The organism is Thermophagus sp. OGC60D27 (assembly GCF_052400625.1).
Taxonomy (GTDB): domain Bacteria; phylum Bacteroidota; class Bacteroidia; order Bacteroidales; family Marinilabiliaceae; genus Thermophagus.
In genome coordinates, this window is the sequence record NZ_JBQTGH010000006.1 from 159,466 (window position 1) to 183,234 (window position 23,769).

The 23,769-nt window shown below is 38.9% G+C and carries 13 protein-coding genes and 1 tRNA gene; 4 read left to right on the forward strand and 10 right to left on the reverse strand.

What is annotated here, in order from left to right; all coding sequences use genetic code 11:
- Positions 1-273 precede the first annotated feature (273 nt).
- The gene (locus ACT29H_RS08990; RefSeq protein WP_444821288.1) at positions 274-2,868 is read right to left on the reverse strand and encodes an ATP-dependent Clp protease ATP-binding subunit; all 2,595 of its coding nucleotides are present in this window, start codon (positions 2,866-2,868) and stop codon (positions 274-276) included.
- A gap of 447 nt (positions 2,869-3,315) precedes the next feature.
- Here ACT29H_RS08990 and gyrA point away from each other — a divergent pair, with 447 nt between their 5' ends.
- Both gyrA and ACT29H_RS09000 read left to right on the forward strand, forming a co-directional pair.
- Positions 3,316-5,853, forward strand: coding sequence for a DNA gyrase subunit A (gyrA, locus tag ACT29H_RS08995; RefSeq protein ID WP_444821289.1), 2,538 nt, complete (start codon positions 3,316-3,318; stop codon positions 5,851-5,853).
- Between the two features lie 32 nt (positions 5,854-5,885).
- Positions 5,886-7,037, forward strand: a complete 1,152-nt coding sequence (locus ACT29H_RS09000) for a tetratricopeptide repeat protein (RefSeq protein WP_444821290.1) — start codon at positions 5,886-5,888, stop codon at positions 7,035-7,037.
- Between the two features lie 473 nt (positions 7,038-7,510).
- Here the strand turns inward: ACT29H_RS09000 and ACT29H_RS09005 are convergent, their stop codons facing one another.
- The 8 genes from ACT29H_RS09005 to ACT29H_RS09040 form a co-directional block, all read right to left on the reverse strand.
- Positions 7,511-8,812 carry a serine hydrolase domain-containing protein gene (locus ACT29H_RS09005; RefSeq protein WP_444821291.1) on the reverse strand — a complete coding sequence of 434 codons (1,302 nt, stop codon included), beginning with the start codon at positions 8,810-8,812 and terminating at the stop codon, positions 7,511-7,513.
- Between the two features lie 282 nt (positions 8,813-9,094).
- Complete coding sequence (locus ACT29H_RS09010; RefSeq protein ID WP_444821292.1) at positions 9,095-10,363, reverse strand: Lnb N-terminal periplasmic domain-containing protein; 1,269 nt, start codon at positions 10,361-10,363, stop codon at positions 9,095-9,097.
- Between the two features lie 84 nt (positions 10,364-10,447).
- Complete coding sequence (locus tag ACT29H_RS09015) at positions 10,448-11,359, reverse strand: dihydroorotate dehydrogenase (RefSeq protein WP_444821293.1); 912 nt, start codon at positions 11,357-11,359, stop codon at positions 10,448-10,450.
- Entirely contained in the window at positions 11,353-12,132 is a 780-nt protein-coding gene (locus tag ACT29H_RS09020; protein ID WP_444821294.1) for a dihydroorotate dehydrogenase electron transfer subunit, read from the reverse strand. Before ACT29H_RS09020 ends, ACT29H_RS09015 begins: the two co-directional genes overlap by 7 nt.
- 247 nt (positions 12,133-12,379) lie before the next feature.
- Positions 12,380-12,862, reverse strand: coding sequence for a helix-turn-helix domain-containing protein (locus ACT29H_RS09025; protein WP_444821295.1), 483 nt, complete (start codon positions 12,860-12,862; stop codon positions 12,380-12,382).
- A gap of 889 nt (positions 12,863-13,751) precedes the next feature.
- A complete protein-coding gene (locus tag ACT29H_RS09030) occupies positions 13,752-14,264 on the reverse strand; it encodes a flavodoxin (RefSeq protein ID WP_444821296.1) in 513 nt (170 codons plus the stop codon).
- A 44-nt stretch (positions 14,265-14,308) separates the two neighbouring features.
- Positions 14,309-16,360: an alpha-ketoacid dehydrogenase subunit alpha/beta gene (locus ACT29H_RS09035; protein ID WP_444821297.1), complete on the reverse strand. Its 2,052-nt coding sequence runs from the start codon at positions 16,358-16,360 to the stop codon at positions 14,309-14,311.
- A 376-nt stretch (positions 16,361-16,736) separates the two neighbouring features.
- Positions 16,737-18,041: a dihydrolipoamide acetyltransferase family protein gene (locus tag ACT29H_RS09040; protein WP_444821298.1), complete on the reverse strand. Its 1,305-nt coding sequence runs from the start codon at positions 18,039-18,041 to the stop codon at positions 16,737-16,739.
- Positions 18,042-18,535: 494 nt separating this feature from the next.
- Here ACT29H_RS09040 and ACT29H_RS09045 point away from each other — a divergent pair.
- Positions 18,536-18,607, forward strand: a tRNA-Gly gene (locus tag ACT29H_RS09045).
- A 117-nt stretch (positions 18,608-18,724) separates the two neighbouring features.
- Here the strand turns inward: ACT29H_RS09045 and thrA are convergent.
- Positions 18,725-21,157 carry a bifunctional aspartate kinase/homoserine dehydrogenase I gene (gene thrA, locus ACT29H_RS09050; protein ID WP_444821299.1) on the reverse strand — a complete coding sequence of 811 codons (2,433 nt, stop codon included), beginning with the start codon at positions 21,155-21,157 and terminating at the stop codon, positions 18,725-18,727.
- A gap of 900 nt (positions 21,158-22,057) precedes the next feature.
- Between thrA and ACT29H_RS09055 the strand changes: the two genes are divergently transcribed.
- Entirely contained in the window at positions 22,058-23,632 is a 1,575-nt protein-coding gene (locus tag ACT29H_RS09055) for a peptide chain release factor 3 (protein ID WP_444821300.1), read from the forward strand.
- Positions 23,633-23,769 lie beyond the last annotated feature (137 nt).

Here is a 23,769-nt window from a genome sequence, read left to right on the forward strand (position 1 = left end):
TGTAAAAAGAGAGTGAAAAAGTAAATTTATTTTTCTTTCAAAAAAATAAAAAACTGCGGTAAGAATTAATATTCTTAACGCAGTTTTTTATTGTAATTAATTAAAAGCCTTTAAAACTAATTATTGCCAAAATGTGTTAGAAGATCAAACTTGCAAACTATGACCATCCCTGCATAAAGCATAGGTTCAACCGCATTATTAAGTTGTATTTTCTTCATAGGGAAGCTCGGTTTCACCATAAAGAAAATATCTAAAATAATTTGCATGATTTACTTATTTATCTTTTTTCGATTCCAAATCTTTGGAATCTGATTGTTTAATAGAGTTGTCATTCTCAGGCTTTGCGGCACCATTGTCAGATTCATTTGCTTTTTTCAAAATACTAGTATTAAGTTTGTTGTCAGACTCATCAAAGCCAACTCTAATAGTATCTCCTTCACTAATTGAGGCCTGAATTATAACCTCAGCCATTTCATCTTCCAGATATTTTTGAATAGCTCGTTTTAAAGGTCTCGCTCCATATTGCGCATCATAGCCTTTAGAAACAATAAAATCTTTAGCTTTTTCGGACAGTTCCAGCTTGTAACCAAGAGATTCTACCCTTTGATAAAGACCTTTCATTTCAATATCAATAATTTTCCTAATATCTTCCTTCCCAAGATTGTTAAAAATGACTACGTCATCAATACGATTCAAAAATTCAGGGGCAAACGCCTTTTTAAGGGCCTTTTCTATTACACTTTTAGTATATTCCGAATGATTTTTCTTACTACTTGTCGTGAAACCGATGCTACTACCAAAATCTTTCAGTTCTCGAGTCCCAATATTTGAGGTCATAATAATAACCGTATTTTTAAAATCAACTCTTCTTCCAAGACTATCGGTCAATCTTCCTTCATCCAATACCTGCAAAAGAATATTAAATACATCAGGATGAGCTTTTTCTATTTCATCTAATAAAACTACAGAATATGGACGACGACGAACTTTTTCGGTAAGTTGTCCCCCTTCTTCATATCCGATATATCCAGGAGGTGCTCCAACCAAACGAGAAACACTGAATTTTTCCATGTATTCACTCATATCAATGCGAATAAGCGCATCGGTTGTGTCGAACAGGTATTGCGCCAGGATTTTTGCAAGATGAGTTTTCCCCACGCCTGTGGGTCCAAGAAATACAAATGAACCAATGGGCCGGTTAGGATCTTTCAATCCTGCTCTGTTTCGTTGAATAGCTTTTACAATTTTAAGAATTGCTTCATCCTGACCAACAACCTTACCTTTCAGTTGTTCTCCCATCTGCATCAGACGGGTTCCTTCCGCCTGAGCAACTCTTTGAACCGGAATACCAGTCATCATGGCAACCACTTCAGCCACTTTTTCCTCATCTACAGTTTCACGATGTTTTTGGAGTTCCTCTTCCCATTTTGCTTTTGAATTCTCTAGCTCATCAATCAGAGATTTTTCTTTATCACGGAAACTGGCAGCCAATTCAAAGTTTTGCAGCTTAACGGCTTTTATTTTATTTTCTTTAGTTTCTTCTATTTTTTTCTCCAACTCAAGGATAATATCCGGAACCACTATATTACTAATATGAACGCGCGAACCAGCTTCGTCGAGGGCATCAATGGCTTTATCAGGTAAATGTCTGTCTGAAATATACCTTTCCGTCAATTTCACACAAGCCTTAACGGCTTCCGGTGTAAAGAAAACATTATGGTGGTCTTCGTATTTTTCTTTAATATTATTAAGGATTTCAATCGTTTCCTCTACAGAAGTCGGTTCAATCATTATTTTCTGAAAGCGACGCTCCAAGGCACCATCTTTTTCAATATGTTGCCTGTATTCATCCAACGTTGTTGCCCCTATACATTGAATTTCCCCTCTGGCGAGAGCTGGCTTCAACATATTGGCAGCATCAAGAGATCCTGTGGCTCCACCGGCGCCCACAATTGTATGAATTTCATCAATAAAGAGAATTATATTTGGGTTTTTGGATAATTCGTTTAAGATGGCTTTAATTCGTTCCTCAAATTGACCTCTATATTTTGTTCCTGCAACAATTGAGGCAAGATCCAGGGTGACAACCCGTTTGTCGAACAAAACTCTGGAAACCTTTTTTTCAATAATTCTAAGCGCAAGACCTTCGGCAATAGCAGATTTTCCAACACCAGGTTCGCCAATAAGAACCGGATTATTCTTTTTCCGCCGACTTAAAATTTGTGCCAGTCTTTCAATTTCCCTTTCCCTTCCTACAATGGGGTCAAGTCGACCTTCTTCCGCTGCTCTAGTAATATCAATACCGAAATTATCCAGAACGGGTGTATCAGAACCCGGTTTTCCCGAGCTTGACTTTGAACTTTCATGACCTCCGCCACCTTGAGAGGAGAAAGGAGAATCAGAGTCCTCATCATCAGGCAATTGTGCTTTGCTTTGGATGGAAGCATTTTCCGCTAATGCTCTAAGTTGATCGTATTGGACATTATAATCTTTCATAATTTCTGAGATATTACTGCTGCTATCTTTTAGCAGGGCCAGTAAAAGATGCAGCGTGTTTATTTTTGTGCTTTTTAGTGCCCTAGCTTCCAAATGAACAAGCTTTAGAATTTGTTCTGTAGATTTTAAAAGAGGTAACTGGTCGTTTTGGTTCAATGGAACCTTCTCTTTTATTCTACGTTCTATGGTATCTTTTACATGCTCAATGTCCACACTGAGCTTATTAAGAATTTTTCCGGCTTTGGAATCAGGATCATTAAGCAGCCCCAACATTAAATGTTCTGGTGCCAGAAAAGGATTTCCCAATCTCGTTGCTTCTTGCCGGCTGTAAGTCAGAACTTCTCTTATTTTAGGAGAAAAATTTAAATCCATATTTAATAGTATAAGCTTTCTTTAACAATAATAATATACGCTACTTTCACAAAAACTGTGCAACAAATAAAACAATGTCAATATAGCAGTAATAAAACATTTATTCATATTTATATTAGTTGATGAGGCTATTTTTCATTTCAATATAAATTTATAAATGAACAAACATATTTAAACTAAAATCAAGGTGATATATCAGATGAAAAAAGGATCATTGTATCAAAACAACTTCATTACCATTAATTTCAATTAAAGCCAGGAATAAATGTAATAGTAAGTTTCAAAAATACGATAAAAAGGGCAAAACTTCCAAAGAGTAATCTTAAGAAAAAAGAACCTTATAATGCTTTCTGGTTCGGTAGGAAATGATTAATTTAGGGCGGCAAAAATGGCCGGATAGAAGCGGCCATATTAATTTTAATGCAGATACATCTAAATACTATATAAATGGCTGATGGAGAAAGAATAGTAAAAATTAACATTGAAGAAGAGATGCAATCGGCTTACATCGATTATTCGATGTCTGTGATTGTTTCGCGTGCATTACCTGATGTTCGAGATGGTCTAAAACCAGTCCACCGGCGTGTACTTTATGGTATGCATGATTTAGGAATGTCGCCCAATAAACCGTATAAAAAATCTGCCAGGATAGTAGGGGAAGTATTGGGGAAATATCACCCACATGGCGATGCATCTGTCTATAATGCAATGGTTCGTATGGCTCAACCATGGTCTATGCGTTACTTACTTGTAGATGGTCAGGGAAATATGGGTTCTGTTGATGGAGACAGTCCTGCTGCCATGCGTTATACTGAGGCACGAATGAATCGCTTGTCAGAAGAAATGCTGGCCGATATTGAAAAAAATACGGTTGAATTTCACCCTAACTTCGATGATTCATTACAAGAACCAACGGTTTTACCAACTAGAATTCCTGCATTGTTGGTTAATGGTTCTTCTGGGATTGCTGTGGGAATGGCCACAAATATTCCGCCTCACAATCTAGGTGATGCGGTCAATGCCATTGTGGCATACATAGACAATCCTGAAATTGAAATGGATGAACTGATAAAAACCATCCAAGCCCCTGATTTTCCTACAGGGGGTATTATATATGGATATCAGGGTGTCCGTGAAGCTTATGAAACAGGGCGCGGTCGAATTGTCATCAGGGCTAAAACGGAAATTGAATCCGACAAGGATGGGAGAGAACGAATTATTATTACTGAAATTCCCTATATGGTGAACAAGGCTGAACTAATTGTAAAAATAGCAGACCTTGTAAATGAAAAGAAAATAGAGGGAATTTCCAATGTAAATGATGAATCGGACCGGGAAGGAATGCGGATTGTGATCGATCTGAAGAGAGATGCGATCGCAAATGTAGTGCTGAATCACCTTTATAAGAATACGGCGCTTCAATCCTCATTTGGTGTCAATTGTATAGCACTGGTTCATGGTCGACCAAAATTACTAAATCTAAAAGGACTTATACAATATTATGTAGAACACCGGCATGATGTTGTAACACGACGTACCCAATATGAACTGGATCAGGCACAAAAAAGAGCTCATATTCTTGAAGGTCTGATTATTGCAAGTGATAATATAGACGAGGTTATTAAGATTATTCGTGGTGCACAAAGTCCTGATGAGGCACGTCAAAAACTGATTGACCGCTTTCAATTAACAGATATTCAGTCACGTGCTATTGTAGACATGCGCCTGCGACAGTTAACCGGATTGGAACAAGATAAGCTAAGAGAAGAATACGATTCTCTATTGAAAGAGATTGACCGTCTCAAAAATATTCTTGAGCATGAATCGTTGAAGATGGAAATAATAAAGAACGAATTGCTTGAGATCAAACAAAAATATAATGACGAGAGGCGGACAGAAATAGTTTATTCATCAGAGGAATTTAATCCGGAAGATTTTTATGCGGATGAAGAAATGATCATTACCATTTCTCATTTGGGGTACATTAAAAGGACTCCATTATCCGAATTTAGGACCCAAAACAGAGGAGGAGTAGGATCGAAAGGTAGTAACACGCGTGATGAAGATTTTATTGAGCATATATATCCTGCCTCAATGCATAACACCATGCTCTTTTTTACCAAAATGGGACGATGCTTTTGGTTAAAAGTTTATGAAATTCCGGAAGGAAGTAAGAATTCGAAAGGAAGAGCCATTCAAAATCTACTTCAGATTGATTCGGAAGATGCAGTTAAGGCTTTTATCAGGGTAAAACATTTAAATGACGAAGAATTCATCAATTCTCATTATATCATAATGGGGACAAAGAAAGGGGTCATCAAAAAATCGTTGTTAGCAAATTATTCGCGCCCCAGACAATCCGGAGTCATTGCTATAGGCATTAAGGATGATGATGAATTGATTCAGGCCAGACTCACTAACGGAAAAAATGATGTATTGATGGCAACCCGCTCGGGAAGGGCCATACGCTTTAATGAATCGAAAGTGAGATGCATTGGCCGTACTGGGCAGGGTGTGAGAGGGATAACCTTGGATTCAGCTAAAGATGAAGTCGTTGGCATGATTTGTGTGAAAGACCATACCGAAGACATTTTGGTTGTGTCGGAAAAAGGCTTTGGCAAACGGTCAAGTTTAGATGATTACAGAATTACTAACAGGGGCGGGAAAGGTGTTAAAACCATGAAAATATCTGAAAAAACCGGAGATCTCGTCAGCATCAAGAATGTCACAGATGATAATGATCTGATGATAATAAACCGTTCAGGCGTTACCATAAGGGTTGCCGTATCGGATCTTCGTGTAACCGGAAGAACCACCCAAGGAGTAAAGCTGATAAATCTGGATAAGAAACACGACATGATTGCCTCTGTTACCAAAGTAATTTCAGAATCTAAAATGTCAGAAGAAGATATTGTGGAATCCGGCATTCTGGACCAACATACAGATGATGATAACGAAAATGGTAGCAATTCAGAAAATAACTAAAGAATAATTCCATTCAAAAACAGAAAATAAATATGAAAAAGGTTTTATTTATTGCGCTTGCACTGCTTACAGGAAGTGGAGTTTACGCACAAAAGGGAAAAGTTAACGCTGCAGAAGCATATCTGAATAATGGAGATGTGGAGGCTGCCGAAAGCCGCCTGCAAGAGGCGTTGGTGCATCCCAAATCAAAAGACTGGCCAAAAACATATATCGTTTCGGCCAAATTAGCTACAGAGAAGTATAAAAAAGAGAAAGACATCCAACAATTGATGGAAGCAGTTGATTATTATCTGAAAGCTGTAGAGCTTGATAAAGCAGATAAGGGAAGATTTGAAAAAGAGATCAAAATAGCTTTGACTTTTTTTGTTACTGATTTAACAAATGCTGGAATTGAAGGTTTTAGCAATCAGAAATATGAAAATGCTATGATCGCCTTTGAAAACGTTCTAAAAATCAACAATCTAGACATGTTTCAAGCCGATAATCCTGTCGTAGATACTGCCATTATATACAACACTGCTTTAGCTGCCTACAATGCGAAAAACTGGAAAAAGGCATCGGAATATCTTTCTGAAGCCATTAGTTACCAGTATGGTGGAGGGGATGCAGTTTTGCTTTTACATCAGGTTTACGGCAACATGGGAGATTCTACTAATATGGCCACAAACTTGAAGAATGGATTTGAGATGTATCCTGACGATGATCGAATTCTAACTCAGTTGATTAACTATTATTTGGAAACCAAGCAAAATGAACAGGCTTTGGAATATCTCAACCAAGCTATTGAGAAAAATCCTGAAAATCCTACATATTTGTATGCCAAAGGAGTTTTACTTGATCAAAGTAAACTATATGAAGATGCTATTACTAATTATGAGAAAGCAATTGAATTGAAGGAAGATTACTTTGATGCCTTGTACAATTTAGGGGTGATATATTACAATCAGGGTGTTGAACAAATGAATGTCGCCAATGCTGAAACCGACCATGCTAAATTTAAAGCAAAGAAAGCCAAGGCAGATGATTTGTTTAAAGCTTCGTTACCGTATATGGAAAAAGCTGCGACCGTAAGGCCTGATGAGATTTCTGTACTCGAAAGTCTCAAAAGTTTATATTACCGCTTTGAAATGAGCGATAAATATGATGAAATAACAGAGAAACTCAATACTCTTCGCGGTAATTAGAAATTTTATCTAGATTAAGGTTAACATATATATATAAAGGAAACGGCAAGAAAGGAAAAACCTTCAGCCGTTTTCTTTATATGTGTCTAAATAAACATAATGTCAATTATAAGACAGAGGTATAATTGATTTTTCCACCTAAACCTTGACTTGGTCACTTTATTTAGACCAATGTCCAAATTATCCCTAACAAACTCAATTGGGACTTGTTTTTATACAGAATAAGACTTAAAAAAATATCAAAGACATCACATCTAAAATAATTCGCAGACATCCATTTGAGAATAAAATCCAACTGAAAAAAATGAAATTGCGAATGAATAACTTAGATTCTTTAAGAGAAGAAATAAAATTGAAAAAAGTCATTTAATAAAAGCTTCTAAAATCAAAACAAGGAAAGAAACTTCGATTCATTATAATTTTATTCTACAATGCTAAAATAATATATAGTACGGACTAAAGAAAATCAACGTTTATTCTTTCCATGCACTTGCCAAATCAAATAAATTATATTGGGGCCAATCAGAAGTCCTCCTAATAGCAAAATCCATCATATTTCTGATGTCAGTTGAAAGCATTGGCCCTTTCCAAGTGCTGCTATTAAATAACACCACATAAGAAAAGCCATCCTCCCGTCGCACCATCAAGGCTGAAGTCCCTGCCAAGGTTCCTGTACGGTACCAAGAATGAGTTTTAATTCCCCTCCACCCAATAGGATCTAAATACGGCTTTACAGGAGTCGTCATAATTTCTATAGATTCTCTGGAAAGAATATCGTCAGGAATATTCAAGCCATCGATGGCAAGCATAAATTTAAGCAGATCAGTAGCAGAAGCGATCCATCCACCAGCAGGACCTAATGTTTGGATATCATTTCCTCCATAGCTTCTGGGAACCATTTTATTTTCGCTTTGGTGATCCCTTACCAAATAAGAATCAGCCGGTTCGTAATATTTAACTTCCAACTCCTTCCTTTCCGTTAGATAACTGCCCCCAATTTGCATATCGAAGATACCTAACGGGTACAACAAATTAGTCTTTATAAAAGCTTCATACTCCTCACCACTAGCCTTTTCAATAACTTTACCAAGGATAGCATAACCAAAGTTAGAATAAGAAGAGCGCGTACCAGGTTTAAAATGCAATCGTTTTCCCAGCATAAACCTAATAATATCCGTTGCATCTACCGGGAGATCCTTATTTAATGCCTTAGCCACAGCCTGAGGAATAAACATTGGATCCCCCCAGCGATTGGTCCAGCCACCTGAATGATTGAGGAGATGAATAACTTTTATCTGTTCAACCTTTTTATCCAAATAAGAATCATAGGGATATTCATTCAAAATTCCATTCGGGCCAAAAACATAATCATTTAGACTAAGCTTTCCTGCCTCAACCAGCTTCATGATTCCGGCAGCTGTAATAAGCTTAGAAACACTAGCTACCCGAAACAGATGATAAGGCTCAGTTCGAATCCGGTTTTCCTTGTCAGCCCATCCATAACCTTTAGAAAAAATCAAGTTTCCCTCTTTGGCAATGGCTACTGAGGCTCCTACCATTTCATTTCTATCCAGAAATCTTTTTACCGAATGATCAATCTGGTAAAAAGCCGGATCATCAGAAAAAAAACCAGATATTCTCAAAGAAGAGACGCTTGGCTCCGGCGGGGTAAAGTCAGTACCAAAGGATTGTATGGAAGGTCCTGTAATATATTTAGAAGTCAATCCAGCTAGAATACCTGCAAATATTAGGAAAACGGCCTTATGTTTTCTCATAATTTCAATAATTATAACCGAAAATGTTGTTAAACATCATTCTTATTGTCCAATCACTAAACAACTTTTTCGGATATAATGAAATAAATTCATTATATAACCCTGTGATTTGTATCCACAAAAATAGTGATTTTATTAAAAACTAACGAATTATAAAACAGTTTAAGAAAAAAAATGAGTGTATTAGAATTTTACTCAATCATTTATCGACAATGATCAACTTGTTTATCATAATATACCCCATGAGAGTACGCTATTCCAAATGCAATTGGATTACAACAACTATCGTCCCCACTTCAATACCATCCATTTAAACACTGGAGAAGATCGAAAAAACAATAATAGAGAAATAGCCACAAAAGCATTCGGAATAAATTGGGGCGTAAAAAATAAAGACACAAAAAACAGCAACAGCAAAATCTGAAGCAAAAATTTAATTAGCTTAGAAAATCCCGAGGTGGTCCGTTTAATTAAAACCAGCCACAAAGGATTTGCCCATAGCAGATTCCAATTTGGGCTAGTTACTAAATGACTGGAAAAAAAAGCCAGGTAAAAGATAACCAATCCGGCCAAGCCAGTAACACAAAAAAGAAAAATATCGAAAATTTTAAGATTGATAGCACCAAAAAACTCAGCAATGGATAACAATAACAATACAAAAGTGGTAAGCCATATAATCAAGGCTGGAGAAACCGGAGTATGAGAAACGATTTTCTGATCAGAAAAGTCCAAAACCATCGATTGCTCATTTACCAGTTCAGTTTGGCTACCATCTGAACCTACAAATTGAATACCAGTAAATTGCTCCATAAGATGAGCAGGGAGAAACATTATAGAAAGAGAATCCGTCACCACATCCGCTCTGGCACCCAAAACCAAATCGATTCCCAATTTTACCCAAGGTTTTTTTTCTAGAAATGGATGAATTGCCTCCCTGAACGACAGATTTTCAGAAGGTGAAAAATTACCAAACGACAGATTTTGGGGCATCTGCGCAAGAACAATATCCGCCACACGTGTAGCACAATTATCGTAAAAGAAATCGTATCTATAAGCTCGGTTTTCAGGCCTAGCATTGATCATCAAAGCCTTAAATAACTCACTCTTTTGTTTCAGAGAAAGATTCAGTTCCTGTTTCCACACCGACCTACCTGAAATAAAATATTCCCGAAGAAAATTTTTGAAAGAGGTAACAGACAATAAATAATCGAGATTACCATGACTAAATTTGAGATAAAAGAAAGGCGTACCAAAATCAAAAGTACCGTAATTAAATGTAAGATCAATGTTCTGTTCTGGGTCAGAGACCAGTATCGCCGTATGGCCAAAAAGTGAGTACAATTCATCCCCTGGTGCACATGTTAAAACGGAAATCGAAGCTTTTTCTGACAATTTGGGAATGCTTTGAGCCACTACCTCAAGTGAAAAATAAAAAAAAAGCCCCACAAAGAGCACTATTTTTATAAAACAATTCACCAAAACACTGAAGTTTACAAGAGTAAATAGCCCTTTGTTTACTTTTGTAATTCCCGAAAAATATCTATAAGTCATATCAAAATACTATTTCAAACCAACCCAAATGAATTCAAGCAGCCAAATAAAACGAAGATCAATACCGCTAAATCAAAAATCCCCTTAAACTTCCAGTGCACCAATTAAGTCACTAATCCTATTAATGTTATGTCGAATTAAATAATCCTCCAATCCATCAATAATCAGTTGAGAAATACGAGGGTCCACAAAATTCGCTGTCCCTACTTGTATTGCAGAAGCCCCAGCCAAAAGAAATTCAATAGCATCTTGTGCAGAGGAGATTCCCCCTAAACCAACAACCGGGATATTCACTGCTTTAGACACCTGCCAAACCATTCGTAAAGCAATCGGCTTAATACAAGGCCCCGACAAACCGCCTGTAACAGTCGACAATAGAGGACGTCTGGTTTCCGCATCAATAGCCATTCCTAACACAGTATTAATGAGAGACACAGAGTCGGCCCCAGCCTCTTCCACCTCCTTGGCAATCTCCGCAATATCCGTTACATTTGGCGACAACTTAACCATTAAATGTCGTGGAAACACTTCACGAACTGCTCTGGTAACCTCCCTAGCCGAAGCACAACTGGTTCCAAAAGTCATCCCCCCTTCTTTTACATTAGGACAGGAAATATTCAATTCAATACCAGGAATTCCCTTTACTTCCGCCAATTTAGATGCCGTCTCCACATATTCTTCCACAGTAGAACCAGAGACATTTACCAAGACATGTGTTTTAAAAGAAGAAATTTTCGGCCAAATCTGATCAATAAACACATCCACCCCTTTGTTCTGCAAACCAACTGCATTAAGCATCCCATGCGGTGTTTCAGCCATACGGGGATAAGGATTCCCTTCCCGGTGTTGCCCGGTTGTACCTTTAACCACAATACCACCTAAACCATTCACATCGATAAAATCCTGATATTCCAATCCATATCCAAAGGTACCGGAAGCAGTCATCACAGGATTTTTCAGTTGCAAATCACCAATATTAATCGATAAATCTACCATTTCAAATAATTAGCATTAAAAACAGGTCCTTCTGTACATGTACACTTATTCCCATCAACAGTAGGTGCTACACAGCAAAGACAAGCACCAATACCGCAAGCCATCATATTTTCGAGCGAGACCTCACACACAATTTCTCTATCCTTAGCATATCTAGCCAGCACTTTCATCATCGGCTCCGGTCCACATGTATATATCCAATCAAAATCGGGTTCAAAAGTTTTCATCACCGGATGGTGAATAACATACCCTTTGGTCCCCTCAGAACCATCTTCCGTAGTAACATAAACCTCACCAAGTCTGCGGTAAGCATCCAATTCAACTAATTGATCAGAAGATCGGGCCCCAATTAAAAACCTCGGATTAATACCATTTTCCATTAAGTAACGCCCCAAAAAGAGAAGAGGCGCCACACCACATCCTCCTCCAATGAGTAACACATTTGGGGAAGAAGGCAACGAATAATGGTTCCCAAGCGGAAAGATCAAATTAACTTTTTCTCCAGTTTTCAATGAAGATAGGCGACGTGTTCCTTCACCAACCTCCTGAATTAATAGTTTTAGCGAATTATTGTCGTAATCCACATCGTGAATAGACAAAGGCCTTCGAAGATAGGTACCAGACGCTCCCTCCACCTTTACTTCCACAAACTGTCCAGGGAACATTCGAGGCAGTCTGCCTGGATGCCTCAGTGTAAGGATAACAAATTCGCTGGTTTGGCGTTGATTCTCTATTACCACAAAATCCTCTATAAATTTCTTTTGTTTACACATTTACACCACAATTGATAGTTTACAAAAGTAAACTTGATAAAATTTCAAAAAGTAACATGCACAATGATGCAAATATAGAAAACCTGAAGAATATATAAAGCCAAAAGAGCGAGGAAAGAACAAAGAAACGAATGAAGTCTCCCTTGATATTAAAATAACCTATAAATACATCTATCGATCCATCCTAACTCAAAATTAATCCGGGGAGAAAATCCTGAGTTTCTAAAGCGCCTCAGTTCTCCCAATATCAGGCAGGGCGAAAAACCTCAAAAGTATTGTCATCATAAAACAAAATGGTTTTAACAATCCTTTTTGAGTTTGTTTTCCCACCGGAATCAGTCGTAGTACTCCCATAAGATCCCTCTTGATGCTTATTTGGATCTCCCGGTGGAGGCGACACCACTTTTTTCCGAAAATAAGGTGCACGTTCTTCCTCTTTAGCTTCTTTCTTCTCAGGGAAAAGGATTTTACCGGAAAAATTCATATTATCCGCCCCAGCTACAGACTTTGCAGAGCCGGACGAACGTTTATAAGCTCCCTTCCCTGAGATTAACCAGTCCGGATTGATATGTTCAAAATTGGCCAAAATCTTCTGTAAAAAATCGAGACTAGGGTTATTTCTACCCGATAAGATATGGCTAACACTGGATCGCTGTACCCCAACCAATTCTGCAAATCTGGCTGGAGTAAGGTTTTCCTGTCTCAATATTTCCTGTAATCGATCTTTCATGGCAATTAAAGTAAATGACACCTGTGTAATCAAGCACAAATGTAACAAAAAACCAATACAAATGTAATTTATAGGCAATTTCCATTTGTATTAGTTAATGTAAATGTTTTAATACATATGTAAACCCCTGCCATCGATTATAGGATCTTAATATTTCACATCAAATTACTATAACCACAAATGGATGCAATAAAAGACTATATAATGTTGAAATATAATGAATAAAGACGAATATTATCCAGCAACTATAACATTTAAAAAGGTTACCACTATATTGATTTCTTTCAAAATGCAATCCGTAAAGCATTTGTACACAGTTTAATTAATCGTTCAAAATTACAATTAAAGTAACTATCCAGATAAAACAGGTAAATAATAGAATATTAGGCATATAATAATTGAGAATCACAATAAATTAATACTTTTGTATAAATATTCATCCTTTGTGCTTGTAATATTTTATTTTCACTTCATATAAATACTGTAAAGGATTGAAATTGTGAATTATAACACATATTGTATAGCCTTTTTACAAATGATGAACCCGTTAATTAATTAGGGTTACAAATGTAAATCAATAAAAACACCACTTGTACAGGGTCACTCCTATCCTATCCTCAACCATTCTATTTCAAAAAGACAACACTCACGTGCAAGAAAAAACCGACAAGCAAAACTCAACAAAAAAAAAGGCCAAGCCTGAAAATTAACTCAGACTTGACCTTTAAAAAACTACACATTCGCAAGAAAAGAAGAACTTAAACTACAAACACTCTTTAAAAAATAAATAAAACATAATTAAGAGCGTTTAAAGTCCGAATTTAAAAGGACTTTTACGTTTGTCCATCACAAATAAAAAAGAACAAACAATAAGACGAAACCAATCTATTTACTTAACCTGGAAAGCTTTTTTTAAATCTGCCACCCATTTTTCGATTCTCTCATCAGTTAACGCCGCCTGATTTTCAATATCAAGTGCCAGTCCAACAAACTGATCGCCACGTTGAGCTCTGGAAGATTCAAAATTATACCCTTCGGTAGAAGTGAAACCCACAACTTCACCACCACGCTTTTCAATAAATTCCGCCATAATTCCCAGACCATCCACAAAAAATTCAGGATATTTTTTCTGGTCACCCCCTCCAAATAGAGCAAACTTTTTGCCCTTTAAATCATCATCTTCAATAGTCGGCAAAAATTCATCCCAGTAATACGGAAGTTCCCCATCAAACCAGGTAGGCACCGCAAAGATGAAAAAGTCAAACTTTTCCACATCTTGATGCGTTGCATCATCCAGATTGACCTCCTCCACATACTTTTCGCCTAGCTGTTTAATAATCTTTTTAACCTGCTGTTTGGTTTTATGCGTTTGGAAATTATAAAAAATACCTATCTTTTTCATAGTGAAATGACGTATTAAAAATTAGTTAAACGAAGGATACCACATCAAAAAGCAAGCAAATCTCGAGCCGCATTAAGGATCTTACCCGAATTAGGTAAAATAGCCGCTTCGAGAATGCGATTAAATCCAATAGGTGTAAATTCGGCACCCACTCGTTTCACAGGCGCATCTAGTAAAGTAAAGGCCTCCTCAGCGATGACAGCCGCCAGCTCACCACCAAAGCCACCAAACACCTTATCTTCATGAACAATCAACGCTCTGGAAGTTTTTTCCAACGATTTGAAAATCGTCTCTTTATCAAGCGGTATCAAAGACCGAATATCAATAACCTCCGTCTCGATGCCATCTTCCTTACTCAGCTTTTCCGCCGCTTCAAGACACATATGAGTTGTATTACCATAAGTAATCATCGTCAGATGCTGGCCATTTCTTCTGACCCTTGCCTTTCCAAAAGGCACTTCAAAATCATCTGGCACGACGGTTGCCGCTTTCGGAGAATTATAGAGCGCTTTTGGTTCCAGAAAAAGCGTCAACCCTTCCGACCGGATCGAAGTACGCAACAACCCGGCAGCATCATCGGCAAAAGAAGGATAGACGACCCTCACACCAGGAAAAGTGGCCAAAGCCCCTTCAGTCGTTTGAGAATGATACAAACCACCACCGATATACCCACCGGAAGCCAGCCGTATCGTAATATTAGGCGAGAATTGCCCTTTAGTTCTCCAGTATTCATGAGTTGTTTCCACATACTGTTCCATAGCAGGCCAGAAATAATCAGCAAACTCAGCCCCCTCGACCACGATTCTGAGTTTTTTATCGAATCGGGACATTCCATTGGCAGTTCCCAGAATATAGTCCTCAGCAATAGGAGCGTTGAAAACCCTTTTCTTACCGAATTCCTGTTGCATCCCTTTAGAAACATTAAAGACCCCCCCCTTATCCTTATTGGCAATATCCTGTCCCCAGATATAGGTATCTGGATTATGTCGGAATTCCGCCTTAAGCGTTTCGTTGAGCGCCTGAATCAATTTAATAGGCTCCCCATCAGCATTATGCGTCCCATCGGGATATTTAGAACTTTTATATGGATCCGGGATAACAAAATCATGAATTGATTCCGGTTTAGGATCGGGCGCCTTCAGGGCTTTTTTATGAGCCGCTTTAACCTCTTGAGCCACTTTTTCTTCAATTTCCTTCAACTCCTGCTCTGTAGCGCGCTCATACCTCAGCAGCATTCTTCTGTATTTCGCCAGAGGATCATATTGGGATACATAATGAAGTTCATTCTGGTCCCTATAAAGTTCATGTCTATCGGAATTGGAGTGGGGCCCAATTCTGACACAATTGGCATGGACGATTACTGGACTTTGCTTTTTAAAGACCCAATCAACCGCCTCCTCCATTGCATTCATGGAATCAAAAACATCCTTTCCGTTACAATAGATCACTCTGAGGTTTTTAAAACCTTCAAAGTTTCTTGCATTTTTTCGGTTCGCCGTTTGATCTTCTTTGGGAACAGAGATACCATAGCCATTATCCTGAAAGACAAAAACCACCGGTAGCATTTCACGCGAAGCACCATTAATGGCCTCATAAACATACCCTTCAGAAACAGAGCTTTCACCTTGCGAACTAAATACCACAGCGTCTTTCACATCATATGTTTTCAAAGCACGTCCCAATCCTACCGCATGAAGGGTATGGTTCCCGGTAGCAGAACTTACATTATGGATATTCCAGGAAGGTTTTGCAAAATGGTTAGACATATGACGACCACCGCCAGCCACATCCGCGTCTTTAGAGATCCCATTATAAATGATTTCTTCGGCGGTCATACCAGCCGAGACACAAGTTTGGAGATCCCTGTAATAAGGGAATAAATGGTCTTTGTTTTTTCTGAATTTCTGACCAATTGCCAGCTGAATAGCGTCATGTCCGGCAGCCGGGGCATGATAGGACCACCCAATGGCTTGTTTTAAATAATTGGGAGCACGTTCATCCAGCGTACGCCCCAGGAATAAAAGATAATACCATTTAAGAAGCGTTTCTTTATCGGTCTTCTTAACCGAGTATTTTTCCTGAACATTACTTTTCATCCGTATAGAATTTATATAAGTTATTGGTCTGATGGAACTCGCATGAACCAGATTTATACATTGCCTTTGTGGCGATCCTAAATCGTCATGCTCGTTTCATTCCATAAAATTTACTTTTAATTTCACCGAAAACATCTGTCGTTCAGTTAAGTTTAATAACGACCATAGGTTGTACTCGATTTCAAACAGCAAAAGAAAGTATCGACCACCACCCAAGTACATTGTACACCCTCTTTAAAGAATTTATTTTAGCCTTACATAAATCTTGTTTAAAGACTTGGTTTTGACAATAGAAAATTTTAAAAACGCGAATTAAACTGCACGATTAAAAAATTTCCACCAAACAAAATATTTATGGTAAAGCGATACATTCGAATCATACCCCCCTATTAATATCTGCCTTTTCCAGATAATCGGCAATTCTGCGAAGGAACATACCTCCCAGTGCTCCATCCACAACCCGGTGGTCGTAAGAGAGCGACAAGAACATCTTGTGACGGATGGCAATAGCATCGCCTTCAGGGGTTTCAATGACAGCCGGTTTTTTCTCAATCGTGCCGGTTGCCAGAATTGCTACCTGCGGTTGATTGATAATCGGCGTTCCGATTGTATTTTTAAAAGATCCGAAGTTGGTGATGGTAAAAGTACCTCCCTGGATATCGTCACTGGTCAATTTATTATTTCGAGCAGCATCGGCCAGACGGTTAATATCTGAGGCTAGACCCACAATATTTTTTTGATCTGCCTGTTTCACCACCGGCACAATAAGGTTGCCCGACGGCAAAGCCACCGCAATACCAATGTTCACATTTCTTCTTTTAATAATATTATAACCATCTACCGAAACATTCACACCCGGGAAATCACGAAGAGCTTTGGCCACCGCTTCAGCGAACAGAGGCATAAAAGTCAGTTTCTCTCCATACTTTTCCTGGAATTGATTTTTAACTTTATTTCTCCAAATCACCAGATTAGTAACATCTGCCTCCACCACAGAAGTAACATGAGGCGAAACCTGTTTCGACATCACCATATGATCCGCGATCAACTTTCTCATTCGATCCATTTCCACAATCTCATCTTCAGCACTTGCAGATACTTTAGGAGCCTGTACATTCGGTGAAGGTTTAGCCAAGGCGGCAGAAGGCGCTTCTTTAGCAGTGGGTTCACCGGACTTTTTACTACTCAGATAATTCATAATATCATCTTTGGTTACCCGACCATCCTTACCGCTTCCCGGTATGGCATCAAGTTCTTCGAAAGAAATACCCTCTTCTTTAGCAATACTTTTAACCAAAGGAGAATAGAATCGATCGCTTTGGGGAGCATCTTTCGTTTCATCCTTCACCACCTTAGGAGTATCATTTTTCGGAGCCGGCGCCTCTTTGTCGGTAGGAATCTCTTTAGGCTTTTCTTCGGCAACGTCATCACTCTCCTCACCTTCCAAAGCAACGATAGCCACGACGGTACCAACCGGAACCACATCATCAACATTAAATTTAATTTCTTTCACTGTTCCGGCCACGGGAGAAGGAATTTCAGAGTCCACCTTATCTGTCGCGATTTCAAGTAAAGGATCGTCTTCTTCAACTTTATCGCCTACTTTGACGAACCATTTAGTAATAGTAGCTTCTTCCACGCTTTCACCCATTTTGGGCATAAGTATTTCAAATGTTGACATATCAATAGAGTTTAATTTTTGTAATATGCAAGTGACAAAAATAGAGATTTAATCTATTTAAAACAAATCCAAATAAGAATAAGTTGTTGTTGTTCATTTGTTTTTCATCAAAACCACTGTTTGGCCTATTTTGTTCAACCATTTGAATCATTTTATGGAACGGCCATAAATAAAAAAAAAGCCCATCTGAAAGCATTAATGCTGTAGTCCAATGAAATGCCACCTTTAACCCATAGCCGAAACCTTAAAAATGGATCGTCCGGGCAAGAAAAAAAGATCGGACAAAAAAACGGAAGACAAAAAACTTGGTAGAACTCCTCAAAAAGAAAATCGCAAATCAGGAAGAGATAAAAGAGTCTAACTCACAGCATCAATAAAAAATAAATACCCCGGAGGCAAAGCAGTATAGAAAAAATGCAGGTGACATGAGGACAAGAAAATGAAATTTTTCTTATTTTTGCAACCACACAAAAAAGAAGTTCAAAATATTATTAGCGGAAATAGCTCAGTGGTAGAGCATCAGCTTCCCAAGCTGAGGGTCGCGGGTTCGACTCCCGTTTTCCGCTCAAAAAAAAGGCTGTCGCAAATATTGCGGGCAGCCTTTTTTAATAGTATCTCTACCTGAAATAAACATCAAAATATTGATTTGCCACAAAAAACGGCCAAATCCGGCAGCCCTTTTGTTAGACATTTGCCACCTTAATAATATCGGCCAGCACTCCAGCAGCAGTAACATCAGCTCCGGCGCCATACCCCTTAATCTGCATCGGATGTTCGAAATAATGTTCCGACCATATCAAAACAATATTGTTGCTCCCTTCCAAATCGAAGAACGGATGCATCCTATCCACCTCTATCAATCCCACTTTAGCCTTTCCGTCGGCAGTCATCTGAGCGGCATAACGTAATTTTTTATTGTTGGCCACCGCCTTTTTCCTTCTATCCTCAAAGAGCGCATCCATTTCCTTAATTTTCTCCATGAAAAGCTCCAAAGAGGGCAGTTCGAGATAACTTTGGGGCACAAAAGGCTCCACCTCCACATCCGACTGTTCGAGGGGATAACCAGCTTCCCTGGCAAGGATAAGAGCCTTACGCACCACATCGGTACCACTGAGATCAATTCTCGGGTCGGGTTCACTAAATCCTTTTTCTTTAGCATCAATGATAACCTGCGACAGTGGTTGATCCTCCGAAAGGGTATTAACAATATAATTTAACGTACCGGAAAGTACCGCTTCCAGCCTTAAAATCTTTTCACCACTTCGAACCAGATCGTTGATGGGCGCAATGATAGGCAACCCGGCTCCCACATTGGTTTCATAAAAGAATTTCACCCCTTTCTTACGTGCAGTCTCTTTCAGCTTGCGATAAGTAGCGAAAGAAGAAGAACTGGCAATTTTATTGGCCGTAACCACCGAGACGTTTGCTTCAAGTAAAGATTGATATAATGCCGCCACATCCTCACTAGCACTGCAATCAACGAAAACACTATTGGCCAGGTTCATTTCGATTATCCTATCTCGGAACGAAGAGACATTTCCCGGGATCCCTTCCCGATTAAGCTGTTCGATCACATTCTCAGGGTTAAGTCCATCTTTATCGAAGACCATGGTATTTCTTCCTGCCAAACCAACCACTCTAATTTTAAGGCTATTGTTTTTTATCAATTTTTCCCTTTGGGTGGCAATTTTATGAATCAGCTTACTTCCCACCGTACCTTTACCCACGATAAAGAGATTAAGCCGAGAATAATCGGACAAGAAAAACGCTTCATGAATAACATTCAACGCCTTTTTAATATCCTTTTCCTTAATAACAAAAGAAATATTGAGTTCGGAAGCCCCTTGTGCAATGGCATACACATTGACCCCGTTTTTGCCTACGCTATTAAACAGCAAGCCGGCCATTCCGGTAGTATGCTTCATATTTTCACCCACAATGGCCACTACGGCCATCTCATCATCGATGTTAATATTGCTGATTTGTCGCTCATCCAGTTCTCTTTTAAATTCCTTCTCAATGGCATGGCGAGCAATATCGGTTTGACGGCTATCAATAACGATGCTGATACTGTTTTCGGAAGAAGCCTGAGAAATCAGAATCACGTTAACTTCCTTCTCCGCCAGCGAAGCAAACAGTCGCATGGCAATTCCTGAGACGCCCACCATTCCAATTCCCTGCACGGTAAGGAGTGCCACATTTTTAATAGAAGAAATCCCTTTAATCTGTCGCTCTTCAGGAATTTCTTTCACGCCGTCGATCAACGTTCCCGGGGCGTTGGGATTAAATGTATTTTTAATGGTAATTGGAATATTTTTCTGATAGACAGGCAGAATAGTAGGGGGATAAATCACTTTTGCTCCGAAATGAGACAACTCCATAGCTTCGGCATAGCTCAAGTGTTTAATGCAATAGGCTCTACTAATAATCTTAGGATCAGCAGTCATAAATCCATCCACATCGGTCCAGATTTCCAGCATCTGTGCCTCAAAAGCCGAAGCAAGAATCGAAGCCGTATAGTCGGATCCCCCTCTTCCTAAGGTGGAATTTTCATTTTGAGCATTGCTGCAAATAAATCCCGGGAAAAGGGAAAGGTTCCCCAACCGGTTCTTCAGTTCCGCGAGCAACTTATAGGTAGTGTGAAGGTCGGCCCTTGGTCTTCCATACTCCACATAGGATTTGATGTAAAGTCGGCTGTCAAACCATTGGGCTCCCAGAAACTCTGCAATAATCTTAGACGATAATCGTTCACCAAACCCGGAAATACCGGCCAAGCTTTTATCCGTCAACTCACGGGTGAGAAAAACCCCTTTAATGATGGATTTCAGCTCGTCAAACATGGGGAGCAATTCCATTTGGATCGCGTTCGATGATGGATCGGGAAACAAAGATTGTATAATTTGCTGATGAATCGAGATGATATAATCTATTTCCGAAGCATAGCCAGAATTTCCGTCCCCTGCCATTCGCGCTGCTCTGATCAGACGATCGGTAATGCCACCAATAGCGGACACCACCACGACCACCGGACCTTGAGTGGCCTCCACAATGCTCTTTACTTTTGCTATATTTTCGGCAGAGCCGACAGAAGTGCCTCCAAATTTTAATACTTTCATCCGTATAAATTATAGTTAAGTTATTGGTTGGATGGAACTCGCATGATTGAAGGTAAATACATACTCTTTTGTGACAATCTCACATTGTCATGCTCGTTTCATCAAAAAATAAATTGATTGATTATTAGAATTCAGCTTTATATAGTCCTTTATCATTTTTTTACCACAGCAATGGTTGACTTAATTTTAAAATATAATTAATTGTTTCAATGACATTTATTATCTAGCACTTATGCATTTTAAAATCCTATTTAGATCTGCAATCCAGACTAAAATTATCATTCAGTTACATCCTAATCAAAAGTATGATAACCCATTTTAACCCACTCTATCAAAGTTATAAAAAGACAAACTAACATCATGACCTATATCCAAAACTATTTATGAGGAGTCCAATCAATCACACCTAATTTTTACAGCATCCACTTCTGCTAAAAACAGGGAAAAACAAATTTAGAAAAAAACGGGTGAAAACATGATAAATGTTATTTTATAAAACAAAAAACTAAGAATTTGTTGAACCATTTCGACATTTTGCATCAATCAGGAAGCATTAATGTTTTAAATTGATTTGAACAAAAGGAACCATTTGGACGTCGTCCCATTCATGAAAGCTCATCTCAGTCTATATCCCTCATTAATTAAATCGTATAAAGTTCACAAATGGATAGCCGAATGGCATTCACATAGCTTGTCCAAAATTAAGACAACTTCTTTAATCGCAACCCGATTGCCATGCTCGTTTCATCTTTAAAAAGTTAAAATTCAACCATCAAGCGAATCAAAGACCAATTTATGGTTTCCCTATAAATAATTCATTGATTGACCCCCGAAAACTAAAGAAATAGCTTTGGGGTTTGATTACAATGACTAATTTTGCAGGCTGAAAAATATGCCAACATGACATTTAAAGAAGAAATAAAAAGGCGCCGTACTTTTGGAATTGTAAGTCATCCCGATGCCGGGAAAACCACCCTGACAGAGAAGTTATTACTATTTGGAGGAGCCATTCACGTTGCCGGAGCGGTAAAATCCAACAAAATAAAAAAGAGTGCCACCTCCGATTTCATGGAAATAGAGAAGCAAAGGGGGATATCGGTTGCCACGTCGGTCATGGGATTTGAATATAAAGGATATAAGGTCAACATATTAGACACACCGGGACACCAAGATTTTGCCGAAGACACCTATCGCACACTTACTGCGGTAGACAGTGTCATTATTGTGATTGATGCGGCCAAAGGAGTTGAAGCCCAAACGCGTAAGCTGATGGAAGTGTGTCGGATGCGCAATACGCCGGTCATTGTATTTGTCAACAAAATGGACCGTCCTTCTCGAGACCCCTTTGATCTATTGGATGAAATTGAAAAAGAACTCAATATTGAAGTGCGTCCGTTGAGTTGGCCCATTGGCAATGGCCCCGATTTCAGAGGAGTATATAACTTATATGAACAAAATCTTTATCTTTTCAGTCCCAACAAACAAGTGGTTGAAGAAGGGATCAGTCTGGAAGTTTCCGACCCCAATTTGGAAAAAGAAATAGGGGAATCGATGGCCATCAATTTACGTGAAGAACTGGAACTTATCAACGGCGTATATCCCTCATTCGAGGAAGCTGGTTATTTGGCGGGAAAACAAGCACCTGTATTTTTTGGAAGTGCATTAAACAATTTTGGTGTACGCGAATTGCTACATTGTTTTTTGGAGATAGCCCCTTCTCCGCTACCCTCAACGGCAGAAGAGCGTCAGGTGAACCCCGAGGAAGAGAAGTTCAGCGGTTTTGTGTTTAAGATCCATGCCAATATGGATCCCAACCACCGGAACCGGATCGCCTTTGTAAAAATATGTTCGGGACGTTTTGCACGTAACACCAATTATAAGCATGTACGTCTGGGCAAGCAGATGAAATTCAGCAGTCCAACCGCCTTTATGGCCGAAAAAAAATCGATCGTTGACGAAGCTTATCCGGGCGACATCATCGGTATTCCCGACTCCGGAAACTTCAAGATTGGCGACAGTCTTAGCGAAACAGAAGATTTACATTTTAAAGGCTTGCCCAGTTTTTCCCCAGAACTGTTTCGGTACATTGAAAATGCCGACCCCATGAAGTCGAAGCAGCTGGCCAAAGGCATCGATCAGCTGATGGATGAAGGGGTTGCCCAGCTTTTTGTGAGCCAGTTCAATGGTCGTAAAATCATTGGTACGGTTGGTGCGCTTCAATTTGAAGTAATTCAATATCGTCTTTTACACGAATACGGTGCTTCATGTCGATATGATCCCATCAATTTATACAAAGCCTGTTGGCTGGAAGCAGAGGATGAAGCACAATTGGCCGATTTTAAGCGGCGGAAACACCAGTATATGGCGCATGACAAGTCGGGCCGGGATGTATTTCTGGCGGACTCGGCCTATATGTTGCAGATGGCCAAAGAAAGTTTCAAGGGGATAAAGTTTCATTTTACTTCGGAGTTTTAAGAATGTCGGTATTTTATAAATTTTAGATTTGGGGTTTCCAGCTGAATGGTGTTCTTTTTTGCTTGCTTTGTTAATTGCGAAAAAAAAGGCGATCTTGAAAGAAAAAGAAAACGTAGCCTTGCAGTGGCAACCAACAG

Excerpts from the sequence above, each read along its gene's own strand:
- ACT29H_RS08990 (WP_444821288.1), bottom strand. The coding sequence starts at position 2,868 with ATGGATTTAAATTTTTCTCCTAAAATAAGAGAAGTTCTGACTTACAGC.
- gyrA (WP_444821289.1), top strand. The coding sequence starts at position 3,316 with ATGGCTGATGGAGAAAGAATAGTAAAAATTAACATTGAAGAAGAGATG.
- ACT29H_RS09000 (WP_444821290.1), top strand. The coding sequence starts at position 5,886 with ATGAAAAAGGTTTTATTTATTGCGCTTGCACTGCTTACAGGAAGTGGA.
- ACT29H_RS09005 (WP_444821291.1), bottom strand. The coding sequence starts at position 8,812 with ATGAGAAAACATAAGGCCGTTTTCCTAATATTTGCAGGTATTCTAGCT.
- ACT29H_RS09010 (WP_444821292.1), bottom strand. The coding sequence starts at position 10,363 with ATGACTTATAGATATTTTTCGGGAATTACAAAAGTAAACAAAGGGCTA.
- ACT29H_RS09015 (WP_444821293.1), bottom strand. The coding sequence starts at position 11,359 with ATGGTAGATTTATCGATTAATATTGGTGATTTGCAACTGAAAAATCCT.
- ACT29H_RS09020 (WP_444821294.1), bottom strand. The coding sequence starts at position 12,132 with ATGTGTAAACAAAAGAAATTTATAGAGGATTTTGTGGTAATAGAGAAT.
- ACT29H_RS09025 (WP_444821295.1), bottom strand. The coding sequence starts at position 12,862 with ATGAAAGATCGATTACAGGAAATATTGAGACAGGAAAACCTTACTCCA.
- ACT29H_RS09030 (WP_444821296.1), bottom strand. The coding sequence starts at position 14,264 with ATGAAAAAGATAGGTATTTTTTATAATTTCCAAACGCATAAAACCAAA.
- ACT29H_RS09035 (WP_444821297.1), bottom strand. The coding sequence starts at position 16,360 with ATGAAAAGTAATGTTCAGGAAAAATACTCGGTTAAGAAGACCGATAAA.
- ACT29H_RS09040 (WP_444821298.1), bottom strand. The coding sequence starts at position 18,041 with ATGTCAACATTTGAAATACTTATGCCCAAAATGGGTGAAAGCGTGGAA.
- thrA (WP_444821299.1), bottom strand. The coding sequence starts at position 21,157 with ATGAAAGTATTAAAATTTGGAGGCACTTCTGTCGGCTCTGCCGAAAAT.
- ACT29H_RS09055 (WP_444821300.1), top strand. The coding sequence starts at position 22,058 with ATGACATTTAAAGAAGAAATAAAAAGGCGCCGTACTTTTGGAATTGTA.